Consider the following 17,961-nt stretch of genomic DNA (forward strand, 5'->3'; position numbering starts at 1 on the left):
GAGGTGTATAAGAGACAGGGCGGGGACGGCGTCTTCCAGCGCCTGGACAAAGTCCTTCACCTCTACCACCGCCTCCCCGTCGCCCCGCTGCGCAGGGCCGCGCTGCGGACGGCGACCCGCTGGATCGTCGAACGCCAGGAGAACGACGGCTGCTGGGGCGGCATCCAGCCCCCCGCCGTCTACTCGGTCATCGCCCTCCACCTGATGGGCTACGACCTCGGCCACCCGGTGCTGCGCGCCGGGCTCGCGTCGCTGGACCGTTTCGCCGTCTGGAGCGAGGACGCGGACGGCGCACCCGTCCGGATGATCGAGGCGTGCCAGTCCCCGGTCTGGGACACCTGCCTGGCCACCACCGCCCTCGCCGACGCGGGCCTGGGCCCCGACCACCCGGCGCTGGTCAAGGCCGCCGACTGGATGCTGGACGAGCAGATCCTGCGCCCCGGCGACTGGACCGTGAAACGGCCGCACCTGGCCCCGGGCGGCTGGGCGTTCGAGTTCGACAACGACAACTACCCCGACATCGACGACACCGCCGAGGTCGTGCTCGCCCTCAAACGGGTCCGCCACCCCGACCCCGAGCGCCTGGAGACGGCGATCCGGCGGGCCGCCAACTGGGCGGTGGGCATGCGCTCGAGGAACGGCGCCTGGGGCGCCTTCGACGCCGACAACACCAGCCCGTTCCCCAACCGGCTGCCGTTCTGCGACTTCGGCGAGGTGATCGACCCACCCTCCGCCGATGTCACCGCCCACGTCGTGGAGATGCTCGCGGTCCTCGGCAAGCAGCACGACCCGCGCGCCCGCCGGGGCGTCGAATGGCTGCTGGGCGAACAGGAGGAGTCCGGTGCCTGGTTCGGCCGCTGGGGCGTCAACTACGTCTACGGCACCGGGTCCGTGGTGCCCGCCCTGGTGGCCTCCGGCATCCCCGTCTCCCACCCGGCGGTCCGCCGGGCCGTCACCTGGCTGGGCGAGACACAGAACCCGGACGGCGGCTGGGGCGAGGACCTCCGCTCGTACCGGGACCCCGAGTGGATCGGCCGGGGCGCCTCCACCGCCTCCCAGACCGCCTGGGCGCTGCTGGCGCTGCTGGCGGCGGGGGAGCGGGACGGCGAGGCCGTGGAGCGCGGGGTGACCTGGCTGACCGACACCCAGCGGGAGGACGGCTCCTGGGACGAGCCGTACTTCACCGGCACGGGCTTCCCCTGGGACTTCTCCATCAACTACCACCTGTACCGCCAGGTGTTCCCGCTCACCGCCCTCGGCCGCTACCTGCACGGCGAGCCCTTCGCCGAGACGCCACTGGAGGGCTGATGACCACCGGCACGGGTACCCCCGCCCCCGCACCGCTGCTGATCGCCTGCGCGCTCGGCATCGAGCGCCTCGCCCTGCGCGGCGGCCTCGGCGGCGCGGCCGGACCCGTGACCGTCCTGCGCACCGGCATGGGCCCGCTGGCCGCGGAACGCGCCGTGACCCGGGCCCTCGGCGGCGGCGCCCCGCCCGGGTCCGGGGGCGAGACCGCAGTGATCGCCACCGGCTTCTGCGCCGGCCTGGCGCCGGGGATGCACCCCGGCGATCTGGTCGTCGCCGACGAGACCCGCGACCCGGCGGGCCGTACGGAGTGCGCCGGCGTCGAGCTGCTGGCCAAGGAGCTCGCGCGGGTGGCGCCCCGGCGCGTCATCCACACCGGGCCGCTGGTCGGCTCCGACCACGTGGTCCGGGGCGCGGAGCGCGGGGCGTTGCACGCCGCGGGGGCGCTGGCGGTGGACATGGAGTCCGCGGCCACGCTCCGAAGCGCCGTGCGGGCCGGTGCCCGCCCCGTTGCGGCCGTAAGAGTGGTCGTGGACGCTCCCGAACATGAACTTGTGCGAATCGGGACCTTGCGGGGTGGAATATCGGCTTTCCGCGTGCTCCGCACCGTCCTGCCGGCCTTTTTCGAATGGCACCGTTCTTTGCTGCTCCCCAGGAGGTGAGCCAGATGGCCATGCCGCTTCGCCAGACCATCCGGGTCGGGACCTATCTCTTCGAACAGAAGCTCCGCCGGCGGGAGAAGTTCCCGCTGATCGTCGAGCTGGAGCCGCTCTACGCCTGCAATCTCAAGTGCGAGGGCTGCGGGAAGATCCAGCATCCGGCCGGGGTGCTCAAACAGCGGATGCCCGTGGCCCAGGCGGTCGGCGCGGTGCTGGAGTCGGGGGCGCCGATGGTGTCCATCGCCGGCGGAGAGCCCCTGATGCACCCGCAGATCGACGAGATCGTGCGGCAGCTGGTGGCCAGGAGGAAGTACGTCTTCCTGTGCACCAACGCCCTGCTGATGCGGAAGAAGATGGAGAAGTTCACCCCGTCCCCGTATTTCGCGTTCGCCGTGCACATCGACGGGCTGCGCGAACGCCACGACGAGTCCGTGGCGAAGGAGGGGGTGTTCGACGAGGCGGTGGAGGCGATCAAGGAGGCCAAGCGACGGGGCTTCCGGGTCACCACCAACTCCACCTTCTTCAACACCGACACCCCGCAGACCGTCGTCGAGGTGCTCAACTTCCTCAATGACGAGCTGCGTGTCGACGAGATGATGATCTCGCCGGCCTACGCCTATGAGAAGGCCCCCGACCAGGACCACTTCCTGGGCGTCGAGCAGACCCGGGAGCTGTTCAGGAAGGCGTTCTCCGGAGGCAACCGCTCCCGCTGGCGGCTCAACCACAGCCCGCTCTTCCTCGACTTCCTGGAGGGGAAGGTCGACTTCCCCTGCACCGCGTGGGCCATCCCCAACTACTCGCTCTTCGGCTGGCAGCGCCCCTGCTATCTGATGGCCGACGGGTACGTGCCCACCTACCGGGAGCTGATCGAGGAGACCGACTGGGACAAGTACGGCCGCGGCAAGGACCCCCGGTGCGACAACTGCATGGCGCACTGCGGCTACGAGCCCACCGCCGTCCTCGCCACCATGGGCTCGCTCAAGGAGTCGCTGCGCGCGGCCCGCGAGAGCGTCGCCGGAAACCGGGGCTGACCGCGATGGCCACCACGGAGCCCGTCTCCCTCGGGCTGCCCGTGCCACCCGCCCGGCCCCTGGCGGCACGCCGTGTCTCACGGCGGATCCAGGTCGGCCGGGTGCCGGTGGGCGGGGACGCCCCGGTGTCGGTGCAGTCGATGACGACGACGGTCACGGCCGACGTCGGCGCCACCCTGCAGCAGATCGCCGAGCTGACGGCGGCGGGCTGCCAGATCGTCCGCGTCGCCTGCCCCTCGCAGGACGACGCGGACGCGCTGCCGGTCATCGCCCGGAAGTCGCAGATCCCGGTGATCGCCGACATCCACTTCCAGCCGAAGTACGTCTTCGCCGCCATCGACGCCGGGTGTGCGGCGGTGCGCGTCAACCCCGGCAACATCCGGCAGTTCGACGACAAGGTCCGGGAGATCGCCGGGGCGGCGGCCGCGGCGGGCACCCCGATCCGCATCGGCGTCAACGCCGGGTCCCTGGACAAGCGCCTGCTGGGCAAGTACGGCAAGGCCACCCCGGAGGCCCTGGTGGAGTCGGCGCTGTGGGAGGCGTCGCTCTTCGAGGAACACGGCTTCCGCGACATCAAGATCTCCGTGAAGCACAACGACCCCGTTGTGATGATCAACGCCTACCGTCAGCTGGCCGCCCGGTGCGACTACCCGCTGCACCTGGGCGTCACCGAGGCGGGACCGGCCTTCCAGGGGACGGTCAAGTCCGCCGTCGCCTTCGGCGCCCTGCTCTCCGAGGGCATCGGCGACACCATCCGGGTCTCGCTCTCCGCCCCGCCGGCCGAGGAGATCAAGGTCGGCATCCAGATCCTGGAGTCGCTGGGCCTGCGTCAGCGGCGGCTGGAGATCGTCTCCTGCCCGTCCTGCGGCCGCGCCCAGGTCGACGTCTACAAGCTGGCCGACGAGGTCACCGCCGGCCTGGACGGGATGGAGGTGCCGCTGCGGGTGGCGGTGATGGGCTGCGTCGTCAACGGGCCCGGCGAGGCCCGCGAGGCCGACCTGGGGGTGGCGTCGGGCAACGGCAAGGGTCAGATCTTTGTGAAGGGCGAGGTCATCAAGACCGTCCCCGAGTCGAAGATCGTGGAGACCCTCATCGACGAGGCCATGAAACTCGCCGAACGGATGGAGAGGGACGGCACCCCCTCGGGGGCGCCGGCCGTCACCGTCCTCTGAAGAAGCCCGGCTGGAGAAGCCCGGCGAAGAAGTCCGGCAGAAGAATCCGGCGGAGTCCGATCAACGCGCCCGGTACCGCCGGGCCGACGACAGGAGGAGGGGGCCGGCGTGTCGTTGCTGGAGAACATCCGCGGTCCGCGCGACCTGAAGGCACTGGACGGCGAGGAGCTCACCGACCTCGCCGAGGAGATCCGCCACTTCCTGGTCCACGCCGTGGCCAGGACCGGCGGCCACCTCGGGCCGAACCTCGGCGTGGTCGAGCTGACCATCGCCCTGCACCGGTCCTTCGACTCGCCCTCGGACCGCATCCTGTGGGACACCGGGCACCAGTCCTACGTCCACAAACTGCTCACCGGACGCCAGGACTTCTCCAAGCTGCGCGGCAAGGGCGGCCTGTCCGGCTACCCCTCGCGCGAGGAGTCCGAGCACGACGTCATCGAGAACAGCCACGCCTCGACCGTCCTCGGCTGGGCCGACGGCCTCGCCAAGGCCAACCAGGTCCTCGGCCGCTGGAACGACCACGTCGTCGCCGTCATCGGCGACGGCGCCCTCACCGGCGGCATGGCCTGGGAGGCCCTCAACAACATCGCGGCCGCCAAGGACCGCCGGCTGATCATCGTCGTCAACGACAACGAACGCTCCTACGCCCCCACCATCGGCGGCCTCGCCGACCACCTGGCCACCCTGCGCACCACCGACGGCTACGAGCGCGCGCTGTCCTGGGGCAAGGACGTCATCCAGGGCGTGCCCCTGCTCGGCAAGCCGCTGTACGAGTCCCTGCACGGGGCGAAGAAGGGCTTCAAGGACGCCTTCGCCCCCCAGGGCATGTTCGAGGACCTGGGCCTTAAGTACCTCGGCCCGATAGACGGCCACGACATCGCGGCCGTCGAGTCGGCGCTGCGCCGGGCCAAGCGCTTCCACGGGCCCGTCCTCGTCCACTGCCGGACGGAGAAGGGGCGCGGCTACCAGCCCGCCCTGGAGGACGAGGCGGACCGCTTCCACACGGTCGGTGTGATGAACCCGCTGACCTGCGAGCCCCTCGCCCCGTCGGCCGGCATGTCCTGGACCGAGGTGTTCGGCGACGAGATGGTCAGGATCGGCGCCGAGCGGCCCGACGTCGTCGCGATCACGGCGGCGATGCTCCACCCCGTGGGCCTGAGCAGGTTCGCGGCGGCCCACCCGGACCGGGTCTGGGACGTGGGCATCGCCGAGCAGCACGGCGCGGTGTCGGCGGCCGGGCTCGCCACCGGCGGCCTCCACCCGGTCTTCGCCGTCTACGCCACCTTCCTCAACCGCGCCTTCGACCAGGTGCTGATGGACGTCGCCCTGCACAAGTGCGGCGTCACCTTCGTCCTGGACCGGGCCGGCGTCACCGGCACCGACGGGCCGTCCCACAACGGCATGTGGGACATGTCCATCCTCCAGGTCGTCCCCGGCCTGCGGATCGCCGCCCCGCGCGACGCCGACCAGCTGCGGGCCCAGCTGCGCGAGGCCGTCGACGTCGCCGACGCCCCCACCGTCGTCCGCTTCCCCAAGGAGAACGTGGGCGAGAGCCTCCCGGCCGTCGGCCGGATCGGCGGCATGGACGTGCTCGCCCGGCCGGCGGACACCGAGGAGGCGGACGTCCTGCTGGTCGCGGTCGGCGCCATGGCCCGGGTGGCGCTGGACGCGGCCGACCTGCTGGCCGCCCGGGGCACGAGCTGCACCGTCGTCGACCCGCGCTGGGTCAAACCCGTCGACGAGGAGCTGCCGCCGCTCGCCGCCCGCCACCGCATGGTCGCCGTCGTCGAGGACAACAGCCGCACCGGAGGCGTCGGCTGGGCCGTGGCCCAGGCGCTCCGCGACGCCGACGTCGACCTGCCCGTACGGACCTTCGGCATCCCCGAACAGTTCCTGGCCCACGCCAAGCGCTCGGAGGTGCTGGCGGACGTGGGGCTCACCCCCGCCGAGATCGCGGGACGGATCAGCGCCGTGCTCGTGAGGAACGAGCCGCGGGCCAAGGCCGAGGAGAAGGAGACGAGCAAGGCATGACCGCCGAGGGCACCGAGAGATTCGACCTGGCCCGGCTGCTGGCCGAGCGCGGCGGCGAACGGTACGACCTGCACGCCCGGTACCTCAACCACCAGCTGCCGCGCATGCTGCGCACCATCGGCTTCGACAAGGTGTACGAGCGGGCGGAGGGCGCGTACTTCTGGGACGCCGAGGGACGGGACTACCTCGACATGCTCGCCGGCTTCGGGGTGATGGGCCTGGGCCGGCACCACCCCGTGGTCCGCAAGGCGCTGCACGACGTCCTGGACGCCTCGCTCGCCGACCTCACCCGCTTCGACTGCCCGCCGCTGCCCGGCCTGCTCGCCGAGCGGCTGCTGTCGTACACCCCGCACCTGGACCGGGTGTTCTTCGGCAACAGCGGCACCGAGGCGGTGGAGACCGCCCTGAAGTTCGCCCGGTACGCCACGGGCAGACCGCGCGTGCTGTACTGCGCGCACGCCTTCCACGGCCTGACGGTGGGCTCCCTGTCCGTCAACGGCGAGGACGGCTTCCGGGACGGCTTCGCGCCCCTGCTCCCCGACACCCCGGTCCCGCTCGGCGACCTGGACGCCCTGGAACGGGAGCTGCGGCGCGGCGACGTGGCGGGCCTGATCGTCGAACCCATCCAGGGCAAGGGCGTGCACGAGGCCCCGCCCGGCTTCCTGCGCGCCGCGCAGGAGCTCCTCCACCGGCACAAGGCCCTGCTGATCGCGGACGAGGTGCAGACCGGCATCGGGCGGACGGGCGAGTTCTTCGCCCACCAGCACGAGCCGGGCGTGGAACCGGACCTGGTCTGCGTGGCCAAGGCGCTCTCCGGCGGCTACGTCCCCGTGGGCGCCACCCTCGGCAAGGACTGGATCTTCAAGAAGGTCTACTCCTCCATGGACCGGGTGCTCGTCCACTCGGCCAGCTTCGGCTCCAACGCGCAGGCCATGGCCGCCGGGCTGGCGGTCCTGGCCGTGATGGAGGACGAGAAGGTCGTCGCCAATGCCCGCGCCACGGGCGAACTGCTGCGCTCCCGCCTCGCGGCGCTGGTCGGCAAGTACGAGCTGCTGCACGACGTGCGCGGCCGCGGCCTGATGACCGGGATCGAGTTCGGCAGACCCAAGTCGCTGGGCCTGCGCGGCCGCTGGACGATGCTCCAGGCGGCCCGCAAGGGCCTCTTCGCCCAGATGGTCGTGGTGCCGCTGCTCCAGAAGCACCGCATCCTCACCCAGGTCTCGGGGGACCAGCTGGAGGTGATCAAACTGATCCCCCCACTGATCATCGGCGAACCCGAGGTGGACCGCTTTGTGACGGCCTTCACCGCGGTCATGGACGACGCCCACAACGGCAGCGCTTTGATGTGGGACTTCGGCCGTAACCTGGTGAAACAGGCTGTGGCAAGGTAACGGTTGTGGGCAATCGTCCCGCAGGGCTGGGGGCACCTCCCAGCGGTAGCTGGGGGAGGGTGGGCACAACCACGACCACCGGCGGTCAGCCGAGCAACCGCTCCTGAAGCACGGACCGCCCCGCGTCGGTGAGCCCGAGCCCCTCGGACAGATACCGGTCCGTGGACCCCCACACCTCACCGATCGCGGCGAACGCCGCCCGGAGATACGAGGCCCGCGCCTCGAAGAGCGGCGAAAGCAGCTCCGAAACCTCCGGAGAAACCTCCGCGTCGCGCCGCACCCGGTACCGCCGGTGCGGCGCGTTGGACTCCAGATAGTCCGCCTCGATCGCGTCGCGCGGCACCCCCAGCGCCAGCAGCGTCACCGCCACCGACAGCCCCGCCCGGTCCTTGCCGGCGGCACAGTGCATCAGCGCGGGCACATCTCCCTCGGCGAGGGCGTGTACGACCCGCCCGTGTTCGGCCGTCCGCGTCGTGATGATCGTGCGGTACGAGCCGGCCATCCGGTCCGCCGCGCGGCCCTCGCCCAGCACGGACCGCAACGTGTCCAGGTCGCCGTCGCGCACCATCCGCCAGAACTCGCTGCCGTCGGCCGGGTCGCTCAGCGGGAGGTTGACGTTCCGTACCCCGGCGAGGGCCACGTCCGGGCCCTCCAGCGCGATGTCCGCGGCATTGCGGAAGTCGAATATCGTGTGGAGGCCCAGCGAGGCGAGGAACGCCGCGTCCGCCTCGGTGGCGTGGGCCAGGTGCCCGCTGCGGAACAGGACGCCGGGCCGGACGCGCCGCCCGTCGGCGGCCGGCAGTCCCCCCAGGTCGCGGAAGTTGCGGACACCCGCCAGCTCGGGCTCGGCCTGCGGGGCGGGCGGTGTCTGGGTCACGTGCGCTCCTCGGGGGTGTTCTTCTCGTCGGCGCCGATCGTATTCCGGGTGACGTGACATTGCCGGGGTGGGATACATCACGGCACGTCAACCCCTGGTTACGGTGGCGTAGGTCACTCAGGAAGGTGAATGATGCACTGACGTGGCAGACGATTCGAATTCATTCAGCAAGAGCGCGATCGGGTCGTACGCAGCCGTCGGGGACAGCTTCACCGAGGGCGTCGGGGACCCAGGACCCGACGGCACCTTCGTCGGCTGGGCCGACCGACTGGCCGTACTCCTCTCCGACCGGCAGGAAGAGCACACCTTCCGGTACGCCAACCTCGCCGTCCGCGGCCGTCTCCTGGACCAGATCGTCGAGGAGCAGGTCCCCCGGGCCAAGGAGCTCGGCCCCGACCTCGTGACGTTCTGCGCCGGCGGCAATGACATCCTGCGCCCCGGCAGCGACCCGGACGACGTGGCCCAGCGCTACGAGGCGGCCGTCGCCGAGCTGCGCGCCTCCGTCGGCACGGTCCTGTTGTGCACCGGCTTCGACACCCGCGGCATGCCGGTCCTGCGCCATCTGCGGGGCAAGATCGCGACGTACACCGCCCATGTCCGGTCCATCGCCGACCGCTACGACTGCCCGGTCCTCGACCTGTGGTCGCTGCGCTCGGTCCAGGACCGCCGGGCCTGGAGCGAGGACCGGCTGCACCTGTCGGCCGACGGGCACACGCGCGTCGCGCTGCGGGCCGCCCAGGTCCTGGGCCTGGAGGTGCCGGCCGACCCCGACCAGGCCTGGCCGGACGAGGAGCAGCGCTCGGCCGCCGAGGTGCGCCGTGACAACGTCCACTGGGCGCGCGAGCACCTGGTGCCGTGGATCGGCCGCCGGCTGCGCGGCGAGTCCTCGGGCGACAACGTGGAGCCCAAGCGCCCGGACCTGCTGCCGCTGTAGGTCCAGGGGGCAGTGGGGGATCAGTGGGGGTGCCGTCCGTGCGGCAGGTCGGCCCAGACGACTCGGCCGTGGCCGCTGTCGTCGGGCCGGACCCCCCACGCCCGGGACAGCGCGCCGACCAGGAGCAGCCCGCGCCCGCTCTCCTCGTCCGCACCGCTCCGGCGGGCCCGGGGCTCGGTGGGGGCGTCGCCCTGATCGGCGACCTCTATGCGCACCGCCACCCCGCTCACCCGCAGCTGGCAGCTGACCTTCTCGCTGTCCGTGTGCCGCACCGCGTTGGTGACCAGCTCCGACACCACCAACTGGGCGTCTTCACAGGCCACTTCGTCTATTCCCCACTCCCGCAGCCGCGCGAGGACTCGTTGGCGCGCCTCCGCCACCGAGGTGTTGAGGGCCGGGAAGTGAAAGGCGTCCTGCCGCGGATGGCCGAAGAGGGAGCCGCCGCAGAGCCCGAGCGATGGTGCGTCATGGGAGAGGACCACTCCGCAACTATGTGCGATGCGTATCAGCTGTGGCAAGGTTCAACCTGCAAATTACAGAATCGCAAGGACAGTCTGTCGGGCCGACAGGCTGCGTGGCACACTGCTGGCATATGACGGCAGTTGGAGGGGGTGGACAGTGGCGGACTCGCGACCGGCGGGTGCCCCGACGGTCCTGAGGGTCGTGCTCGGAAAGCGTCTCCAGCACCTGAGGGAACGGGCCGGGCTCTCCTACGAGGAGGCGGGCCGCGCCCTGGACGTCACCCACGCCACCGTCCGGAGAATGGAGAAGGCCGAGGTCGGGCTGAAGATCCCCTATGTGGAGAAGCTCCTCCACGTCTATGGGGTGCTCGACGCGGCCGAGGTCGAGGGCTTCCTCTGCCTCACCCGGGAAGCCAACCGCCCCGGCTGGTGGCACCGCTTCCGGGACGTCCTCCCCGAGTGGTTCAGCGCGTTCGTCAGTCTGGAGGGAGAGGCCAATCTCATCCGGGCGTACGAACCGCACTACGTCCCCGGCCTGTTGCAGACCGAGGAGTACGCCCGGGCCGTGCTCCGCGCCGGGATGCCGCACGCCCGCGACGCCGACATCGAACGCGCCGTCGCCGTCCGCCGGGAGCGGCAGGGCCTGCTCACCAAGGACGGGGCCCCGCTGCTGTGGGTGGTGATGGACGAGACGGTGCTGCGCCGCCCCATCGGCGGGCCGGACGTGATGCGCGCCCAGGTCGACCGGCTCGTCGAGGCCACCGGCATGCCGAACGTACGGCTCCAGCTGATGCCGTTCGCCGCCGGGCCGCACCCGGCGATGTACGGCCCCTTCCACATCTTCCGGTTCCCCCTCCAGGAGCTGCCGGACATCGCGTACGCCGAGAACCTCGTCGGAGCCTCGTACTTCGACCAGCGTGACGATGTCTCGTCGTTCCTGGAGGCGCTGGACCGGATGTGCGCGCAGGCCGCGCCGGCACACACCACCAAGGCCGTCCTCGGTGGCATTCGTAAGGAGATCTGAACCATGGATCCGGACCGCGTCTACAACGGCATGCCCGCGACCGACCTCGGTACCGAGGGCTGGAGCAAGCCGTGGAGCGGTGGCAACGGCGGCAGCTGTGTCGAGGCCATGCGGCTGCGCGACGGCCGGGTGGCCCTGCGCCAGTCCACCGACCCCGGTGGCCCCGCGCTGATCTACACGCGTCACGAGATGGAGACCTTCATCCGTGGCGCCAAGGCGGGCGAGGCCGACTTCCTGCTGGCGTAGCGCACAGAAAAACCGAACGGACGTATTGAGACGTGTCGAAGGGGAGCAGGGCGTGATCGAGAACGGCGTGGGCGGACGGGGCATACCGGCCGAGGAGATCGACACCAGCAGACCGCACCCGGCCCGGATGTACGACTACTACCTCGACGGCTGGGACAACTACGAGGTCGACCGGGCCGCCGCCGAACGCGTCATCGCCGCCCACCCCCAGGTCCGGCTCTCCGCCCGCGCCAACCGCGCCTTCCTGCGCCGGGCCGTGCGGGAGGCGGTGCGCGGCGGTATCCGGCAGATCATCGACATCGGCACGGGCATCCCCACCTCGCCCAACACCCACGAGGTGGCCCGGGAGTCCGCCCCGGACGTCCGCGTCGCCTATGTCGACAACGACCCCATCGTGGCCACCCACGCGGAGGCCAAGCTCACCAGCGCGGGCGGGGCGGGCTTCGCCCTCGCCGACGTCCGGGAGCCGGAGACGATCCTGGGGCACCCGGTCGTCCGGGAGCTGATCGACTTCGACCGGCCGGTGGCCCTGCTGCTCGTCGCCGTCCTCCACTTCGTCAAGGACGAGGAGGACCCGGCGGGCATCGTCGCCACCCTCGGCGACGCCCTGCCCGCCGGCAGTCTCCTCGTGATGTCCCACGCCACGGAGGAGCCCTACGAGGGCTACGCCGAGGGCCGTACCGACACCGTCGCCAGGGACGGCGTGCTGGACGTCTACAAGAACGCCACCGCCGCCCTCAACCTGCGCGGCCACGCCGCCGTCGAGCCCCTCTTCGGCGACTTCGCGCTCCTCGACCCCGGGCTGGTCCGGGTGCCACTGTGGCGCCCGGACGGACCGGTCCCCGGGCCGAGGGAGCTCAGCGACACCGTCTTCTACGGCGGCATGGGCCGCAAGGGCTGACCCGCGGCTGACTCACCGAGCCGGCCGGGCCGGGATCTCGCAGCTGTCCTTGAAGCCCTGACTGGTCAGCCCCAGCGCCGAGTTGATCCGCGAGCGGAGGTTCTCCACCGCCACGATCGCGGTCAGCTCGACGAACGCCGCCTCGCCGAGCCGCTTCCGCAGCCGCTCCGCCAGGTCGTCCTCGACGGCCGGCGGGGTGGCGCTCATCGCCTCGGCGTACTCCATGACGTCCCGCTCCAGCGAGGTGTACGCCTCGCTGGACCGCCAGCGCGGCACATCGCGCAGCTTGTCGGGCGCCATGCCCTGGTTGTGGCTCAGCCAGTAGCCGAAGTCCATGCACCACGAGCAGCCGATCGCGGCCGCCGACGCCATCACGGCGAGCTCCTTCAGCCCGCTGTCCAGCGCGTTCCAGCGGGCCACCGACATCTCGAAGCGCGCGTCGGTCATCAGCACCTTGCGGTTGTGCCCCATCGCCAGCAGCGGGTCCATGACCTTGCCGTAGGTCCGCTTGCTGTACCAGGCGGTGAGCCGGTTCAGCAGCGTACGGGGCGGGGTGAGGGAGATGCGGGTCATGGCCGGTGCCTCCTGCGATAGGGGAGTGCGGGTTGCTGTCGCCCGTACGACGGAACGGCCCCGCCGGAATGTGACATCACCGGGTGAAGATCTTTTGTCGGTGCCCCCGCATAGGCTGACCGCATGGACGGTGAGCTCTTCCCGCGGCCCGTGACCGAGGTCGCTCCGGGCGCCGTGCACGTCCCGGGCTGGCTGGACGAGGCCGCCCAGCACCGCCTCCTGGCGGCCTGCCGCGAGTGGGCCCGCCCGCCGGCGGGCCTGCGCACGGTGCGCATGCCCAGCGGGGGCGAGATGTCCGTGCGGACGGTCTGCCTGGGTTGGCACTGGTTCCCCTACGGCTACGCCCGCACCGTCGTCGACGGCGACGACGCACCGGTCAAGCCCTTCCCCCGTCGGCTGGACGAACTGGCGCGGGCCGCGGTGGCCCGCGCGTACGGCCGCCCGGCCGGGGCGGAGCCGTACGACATCGCGTTGGTGAACTTCTACGACGCCGACGCGAAAATGGGCCTCCACCGCGACGCCGACGAGAAGTCCGCCGCGCCCGTCGTCTCCCTGAGCCTCGGCGACACCTGCGTCTTCCGCTTCGGCCATCCGGGCGGCCGCACCCGTCCCTGGACCGACGTCGAGCTGCGCAGCGGCGATCTCTTCGTCTTCGGCGGCCCGGCCCGGCGGGCCTACCACGGCGTGCCCAGGATCCTGCCCGGCACCGCCCCGCCAGGGCTCGGACTCAAGGGGCGGCTCAACATCACCCTGCGCGTGAGCGGGCTGTGACGCCCGGCGGATAATGGGACGACCCGCCTGTTCGACCCTGGAGGTGCCGTGACCGGCTCCCGCCCGTTCCGCTCGCCCCTGGACGCGCTGCGTCCCGCCGCCTTCGGCGTGGATCCAACGGGGGAGCGGATGGCGCGCATCCGCCGGTCGCCGCACTTCGCCGACGGGGCGTTCGTCAACCCCGAGGGAACGCGCCGGACGCCGTCCGGCTCCATGCTGAAGTTCCTGCCCACCTACTTCCGCAAGGAGGAGCGCGCCCTGCGCGCCCCGGCCCACCCGGTGCCCGTGCACCCCACCACCGTCGCCGACCTGGCGGTTCCCCCGGTCTCCGGGCTGCGGCTGACCTGGATGGGCCACTCCAGCGTGCTCGCCGAGATCGACGGCCACCGGGTGCTCTTCGACCCCGTCTGGTCCGAGCGCTGCTCGCCCTTCGCCTTCGCGGGCCCCCGCCGGCTCCACCCGGTGCCGGTGCCGCTCGCCGAGACCGGCCCGCTGGACGCCGTCGTCATCTCGCACGACCACTACGACCACCTCGACATGCCGACCGTGCGGACCCTGGCCCGCCGCACCGGCGTCGCCTTCGTCGTCCCCCTCGGCGTCGGCGCCCACCTGGAGCACTGGGGCGTCCCGGCGGAGCGGATCACCGAGCTCGACTGGCACGAGTCGACGCGCGTCGGCGGGCTCACCCTCACCGCCACCCCCGCCCGGCACTTCTGCGGCCGCGCGCTGCGCAACACCCAGCACACCCTGTGGGCCTCCTGGGTGGTCGCCGGCCCGGAGCACCGGGTCTTCCACAGCGGCGACACCGGCTACTTCTCAGGTTTCACCGCCATCGGCGAGCAGTACGGGCCGTTCGACGCCACGATGGTGCAGATCGGCGCGTACTCCGAGTTCTGGCCGGACATCCATATGACCCCGGAGGAGGGCATGCGCGCCCACCTCGACCTCCAGGGCGGCGACGCCGCGCGGGGCGTGATGCTGCCGATCCACTGGGGCACGTTCAACCTCGCCCCGCACCCGTGGGAGGAGCCCGCCGAGGGCAGCGTGGCGGCGGCCCGGGAGACCGGGGCGCGGGTCGCGGTGCCCAGGCCCGGGCAGCCGTTCGAGCCCGGCGCGGGGCTGCCGCTCGACCCGTGGTGGCGGGCGATCGCGGCGCGGCCCACCGACGCGGTGCCGGACGCCGGAGCGCCGGCCGACGCGGAGGTCGCCCTCCAGGCGTGAGCCGGGCAACGCCCTTTCGCGTGGCGTGAATACGTACGTCTGTGCGCGTTCCTCTTGCGGGGCAAGCGGATCTGACGCTTCAATTCCCGGTGACAGTTAGGAAACCTTCCTGACAGTTATCTCGTCCCTCTACCGGGAAACGGAGTTCCGCATGCCCGCGCGCACTTCGCAGCAGAAAACCGCCCGACTCGCCTTACTGGGCCTGGCGATGGCCCTGCCCGCGTCCCTGGCCCTGGCCGGCCCCGGCCAGGCGGCGCAGCCGGCGCACACCCGTACGGCCACGGTCCCCGCCGTGGCCGCGGCGGGCGCGCCCCTCGACGACCCGTACGAGAAGGACATCGCCATGCGGCTGGTCTCCAGCGCGGAGAACTCCACGCTGGACTGGCGGGGACAGTTCCGGTACATCGAGCCCTATCCCGACGGCCGGGGCTACACCGGCGGCATCATCGGCTTCACCTCGGGCACCGGCGACATGCTCGAGCTCGTCGAGCGCTACACCAAGAAGAAGCCGGACAACCCGCTCGCCAAGTACCTCCCCGCCCTGCGCAAGGTCAACGGCAGCGACTCGCACGCCGGGCTCGGCAAGCCCTTCGAGGAGGCGTGGCGGAAGGCCGCCGACGAGGACAGGGCGTTCCGGGACGCCCAGGAGGCCGAGCGCGACCGCGTCTACTTCGACCCGTCCGTCCAGCAGGCCAAGGCCGACGGCCTGCGCACCCTCGGCCAGTTCGTCTACTACGACGCGATCGTCATGCACGGCCCCGGCGAGAGCAAGGACAGCTTCGGCGGCATCCGCAAGGCCGCCCTCGCCAAGGCCAAGCCCCCGGCCCAGGGCGGTGACGAGAAGGCCTACCTCAACGCCTTCCTCGACGCCCGCAAGAAGGTCATGAAGAAGGAGAAGGCCCACAGCGACACCAGCCGCGTCGACACGGCCCAGCGCGTCTTCCTGAACGAGGGCAACTTCGACCTGCGGCCGCCGCTGAAGTGGAAGGTCTACGGCGAGTCGTACCGGATCGACAAGTAGGGGCGCGGGAAGCACGGGGGTGTCGCGGGCCCGGGGTCGTCGGACCCCGGGCCCGCGGGTCGTGAGCCGGTGGGCGCCGTCAGTGGGCGTCGAGGTGGCCCAGGTCCCCGGGGTCGCAGCAGGAGTCCTTGCGCAGCTCCCGCCCGACCTCCAGCCACTCCCGGTGGAGCAGCCCATGGCGCGGGGCCACGCCCGCCGTGCCCTCGTACGAGGCGACGATCTCCCGCTGCTCGAAGCGGACCCCGCCGCGCAGCACCGACGCCGTCCGCACGAGCGTGTCGAAGTCGGTGAACGGGTCGCCGTCGATCACGGTGGCGTCGGCGAGCTTGCCGACCTCCAGCGTCCCCAGGTCCCGCTCCGCCCCGAACGCGCGCGCCGGCAGAACCGTCGCCGTCCGCAGCGCCTGGGCCGGCGTCAGCCCGTACCGGTGCAGGGCGCGCAGCCCGAGGTGGAGGGAGAGGCCGACGGGGACGAGCGGGGCGTCCGTGCCGAGGGCCACGATGCCACCGCCGGACAGCACCTTCCGGTAGACGTCGATCTCGCGGCGCAGCGTGGTCAGCTGGTCGTCCGTGGGCGCCTTCGCGGCGGTCTGCCGGACGGTCGCCACGTCCCACGGCGGCATCAGCTCGGTGACGCGGGGCTCCTTGGCGAGGTCCGGGGTCTCGCCCAGCAGGGGCACGGAGGTGAAGATCGTGGCGATCATGCGGAAGTCGGTGCCCGTGTAGATCTCCGCCAGGTCCTGGTAGGCCCGGCCGGTCGCCGTCGTGGCGTGGCCGAACTCCAGCCGCTGCGTCGCCTGGAGGTGGGTGGTGAGGTCCTGCCCGAGCTGGACGCCCGGCGAGCACAGATGGCTGCCCGTGCGCACCCCGAGCCGTTCGTGCGCGAAGCGGGCCGCCTCCCGCATCACCCAGCCCGGCGCGCGGACGTAGGTCTTGACGAAGTCCCAGTCCAGGGCGGCGGCGCGGGTGAGCGAGCGGCGCAGTCCCTCCTCGGTGCGGTGGGCGCGGCCCATGGTGTAGGCGACGCGCGAGCCGTCCAGCAGCTCGCCCGCGGTCAGCAGCCGCGGCCCGGCCAGTGCCCCGGCCGCCACGGCCTCGCGGATGCGGGCCTGCTCGTAGGCGAAGCCGCCGAGGGAGACGGCCGTGGTGATCCCGTAGGCCAGCTGGAGGGCGGTCTGGCGTCCGCCGTAGGTGTACTGCCAGGGGTGGGTGTGGGCGTCCCAGAGGCCGGGGATCACGGTCTGGTGCGAGGCGTCGACCGTCCGGAGGGCGGCCCGGCGGGCCCGGTGCGGCTCGACGGCGGCGATCCGGCCGTCGCGGACGACGAGGTCGACGTCCTCGCGCACGGTCGTGCCCGTGCCGTCCCAGAAGCGGCCGGCGCGCACGACGGTGTCGGCGGGGGTGGGGCGGCGGTAGTCGAGGGTGACGGGGACCGTGCGGGCGGTGCCGTCCGCCACGTCCAGCAGCCGCAGCCGCCCGGCGGACAGATAGAGGATCCGGCGGCTGTCGGCGGACCAGGAGGGGTGGTCGGCGGCCTCGTCGGTCAGCCGGCGCGGCTCTCCGTCGGGGGTGCCGTCGGGGCGCACGGGCAGCAGCCACAGCGCCGACTCGTTGATCACGGCCATGGAGCGGCCGTCGGGCGACCAGACGGGCCCGGAGTCGTAGCGGTCGGAGACCGAGGCATGGGGGGCGAGGGCGTGCAGCCGGGCGGCCCCGCTGTCGGCGTCGACGACCCTGATCAGGTTGTAGCCCTCGCGGAACCGCTGGTTGAGGCGGTTGCGGTCGCACAGGGCGACGAAGCGCCCGTCGGGCGACCAGGTGGGCCGGCCCGGCAGGCCGCCCGCGCCCAGGGGGGCCGCCAGCAGCTTCTCCGTGCCTTCCTCGAGGTCGCGGACGATGAGGTTGCCGGACATGTCGACGCAGGCCAGGCGGGTGCCGTCGGGGGAGAGCGCCGGGTGGACGCGCCCGCCGTCGGCCAGCACGGTCTCCTCGCCGGAGGCGAGGTCACGGCGGCGGACGGCGTAGAGCCCGTCGCGGTCGTCCGTGAAGATCAGCGCGCGGCCGTCGCGGGTCCAGGTCGGCGCCATGACGTAGCGCCCGGGGGAGGCGGCGAGAACCTGCCGGGGCCGGTCGCTCTTCTCGATGTCCGTGACCCACAGGGCGTTGAGCGCCGCGAAGGCCACCTGGCGGCCGTCGGGGGAGAGGGCGGGCAGGTGGAGCGAGCGGACGCGGCGGACGACCGCGCCGGTGTCCGCGAAGTCGTACCGCTTGACCTGGTAGCGGGGCCGGTCCAGGGGCAGCTTCGCGCGGAAGGGGATGGTGACCGCGGGCACGGTGCGGGCAC

Annotated in this window: 17 protein-coding genes; 13 read left to right on the forward strand and 4 right to left on the reverse strand. The window is 72.2% G+C overall.

Annotated elements, in window-relative coordinates; translation table 11 throughout:
• From shc to K6I33_RS16240, 6 genes are all read left to right on the forward strand, one after another.
• Nucleotides 1–1,308 (forward strand): squalene--hopene cyclase (shc, locus tag K6I33_RS16215; protein WP_229352498.1); only part of this gene is annotated, 1,308 nt, incomplete at its 5' end.
• A complete protein-coding gene (locus K6I33_RS16220) occupies nucleotides 1,308–1,967 on the forward strand; it encodes a 1-hydroxy-2-methyl-2-butenyl 4-diphosphate reductase (protein WP_229352500.1) in 660 nt (219 codons plus the stop codon). The genes shc and K6I33_RS16220, both read left to right, overlap by 1 nt.
• Nucleotides 1,968–1,972: 5 nt before the next feature.
• Entirely contained in the window at nucleotides 1,973–2,995 is a 1,023-nt protein-coding gene (hpnH, locus tag K6I33_RS16225) for an adenosyl-hopene transferase HpnH (protein WP_229352502.1), read from the forward strand.
• A gap of 5 nt (nucleotides 2,996–3,000) precedes the next feature.
• The gene (gene ispG / locus K6I33_RS16230; protein WP_229352504.1) at nucleotides 3,001–4,167 is read left to right on the forward strand and encodes a flavodoxin-dependent (E)-4-hydroxy-3-methylbut-2-enyl-diphosphate synthase; all 1,167 of its coding nucleotides are present in this window, start codon (nucleotides 3,001–3,003) and stop codon (nucleotides 4,165–4,167) included.
• Nucleotides 4,168–4,275: 108 nt separating this feature from the next.
• Nucleotides 4,276–6,198: a 1-deoxy-D-xylulose-5-phosphate synthase gene (gene dxs / locus K6I33_RS16235; protein WP_229352507.1), complete on the forward strand. Its 1,923-nt coding sequence runs from the start codon at nucleotides 4,276–4,278 to the stop codon at nucleotides 6,196–6,198.
• Nucleotides 6,195–7,589: an aspartate aminotransferase family protein gene (locus K6I33_RS16240; protein ID WP_229352508.1), complete on the forward strand. Its 1,395-nt coding sequence runs from the start codon at nucleotides 6,195–6,197 to the stop codon at nucleotides 7,587–7,589. Before dxs ends, K6I33_RS16240 begins: the two co-directional genes overlap by 4 nt.
• A gap of 85 nt (nucleotides 7,590–7,674) precedes the next feature.
• Here the strand turns inward: K6I33_RS16240 and K6I33_RS16245 are convergent, their stop codons facing one another.
• Complete coding sequence (locus K6I33_RS16245; protein WP_229352509.1) at nucleotides 7,675–8,466, reverse strand: tyrosine-protein phosphatase; 792 nt, start codon at nucleotides 8,464–8,466, stop codon at nucleotides 7,675–7,677.
• Nucleotides 8,467–8,608: 142 nt separating this feature from the next.
• On the opposite strand from K6I33_RS16245, the gene K6I33_RS16250 reads away from it, so the two are divergent.
• On the forward strand, nucleotides 8,609–9,400 hold the full coding sequence (locus tag K6I33_RS16250; RefSeq protein WP_229352515.1) for an SGNH/GDSL hydrolase family protein: 792 nt from the start codon (nucleotides 8,609–8,611) through the stop codon (nucleotides 9,398–9,400).
• A gap of 20 nt (nucleotides 9,401–9,420) precedes the next feature.
• Here K6I33_RS16250 and K6I33_RS16255 read toward each other — a convergent pair whose 3' ends face one another.
• On the reverse strand, nucleotides 9,421–9,882 hold the full coding sequence (locus K6I33_RS16255; protein ID WP_229352518.1) for an ATP-binding protein: 462 nt from the start codon (nucleotides 9,880–9,882) through the stop codon (nucleotides 9,421–9,423).
• A gap of 136 nt (nucleotides 9,883–10,018) precedes the next feature.
• On the opposite strand from K6I33_RS16255, the gene K6I33_RS16260 reads away from it, so the two are divergent.
• Genes K6I33_RS16260 through K6I33_RS16270 form a run of 3 tightly spaced genes read left to right on the forward strand, consistent with a single transcriptional unit; the run spans nucleotide 10,019 to nucleotide 12,032 of the window.
• Nucleotides 10,019–10,885: a helix-turn-helix transcriptional regulator gene (locus K6I33_RS16260; RefSeq protein WP_229352519.1), complete on the forward strand. Its 867-nt coding sequence runs from the start codon at nucleotides 10,019–10,021 to the stop codon at nucleotides 10,883–10,885.
• Nucleotides 10,886–10,888: 3 nt separating this feature from the next.
• Entirely contained in the window at nucleotides 10,889–11,131 is a 243-nt protein-coding gene (locus K6I33_RS16265; RefSeq protein WP_229352521.1) for a DUF397 domain-containing protein, read from the forward strand.
• A 55-nt stretch (nucleotides 11,132–11,186) separates the two neighbouring features.
• Nucleotides 11,187–12,032 carry an SAM-dependent methyltransferase gene (locus K6I33_RS16270; protein WP_229352541.1) on the forward strand — a complete coding sequence of 282 codons (846 nt, stop codon included), beginning with the start codon at nucleotides 11,187–11,189 and terminating at the stop codon, nucleotides 12,030–12,032.
• Nucleotides 12,033–12,044: 12 nt separating this feature from the next.
• Here the strand turns inward: K6I33_RS16270 and K6I33_RS16275 are convergent, their stop codons facing one another.
• Complete coding sequence (locus K6I33_RS16275) at nucleotides 12,045–12,605, reverse strand: carboxymuconolactone decarboxylase family protein (protein WP_229352523.1); 561 nt, start codon at nucleotides 12,603–12,605, stop codon at nucleotides 12,045–12,047.
• Between the two features lie 123 nt (nucleotides 12,606–12,728).
• Here K6I33_RS16275 and K6I33_RS16280 point away from each other — a divergent pair, with 123 nt between their 5' ends.
• From K6I33_RS16280 to K6I33_RS16290, 3 genes are all read left to right on the forward strand, one after another.
• Nucleotides 12,729–13,376 (forward strand): alpha-ketoglutarate-dependent dioxygenase AlkB, encoded by a 648-nt coding sequence (locus tag K6I33_RS16280; RefSeq protein ID WP_229352524.1) that lies wholly within the window; start codon nucleotides 12,729–12,731, stop codon nucleotides 13,374–13,376.
• Between the two features lie 48 nt (nucleotides 13,377–13,424).
• The gene (locus tag K6I33_RS16285) at nucleotides 13,425–14,597 is read left to right on the forward strand and encodes an MBL fold metallo-hydrolase (RefSeq protein WP_229352527.1); all 1,173 of its coding nucleotides are present in this window, start codon (nucleotides 13,425–13,427) and stop codon (nucleotides 14,595–14,597) included.
• Nucleotides 14,598–14,748: 151 nt separating this feature from the next.
• On the forward strand, nucleotides 14,749–15,618 hold the full coding sequence (locus K6I33_RS16290) for a chitosanase (RefSeq protein WP_229352533.1): 870 nt from the start codon (nucleotides 14,749–14,751) through the stop codon (nucleotides 15,616–15,618).
• A gap of 79 nt (nucleotides 15,619–15,697) precedes the next feature.
• Here K6I33_RS16290 and K6I33_RS16295 read toward each other — a convergent pair.
• Nucleotides 15,698–17,961 (reverse strand): amidohydrolase family protein (locus K6I33_RS16295; protein WP_229352535.1); only part of this gene is annotated, 2,264 nt, incomplete at its 5' end.

Origin of the sequence: Streptomyces sp. UNOB3_S3 (genome assembly GCF_020740895.1) — a bacterium.
GTDB lineage: Bacteria > Actinomycetota > Actinomycetes > Streptomycetales > Streptomycetaceae > Streptomyces.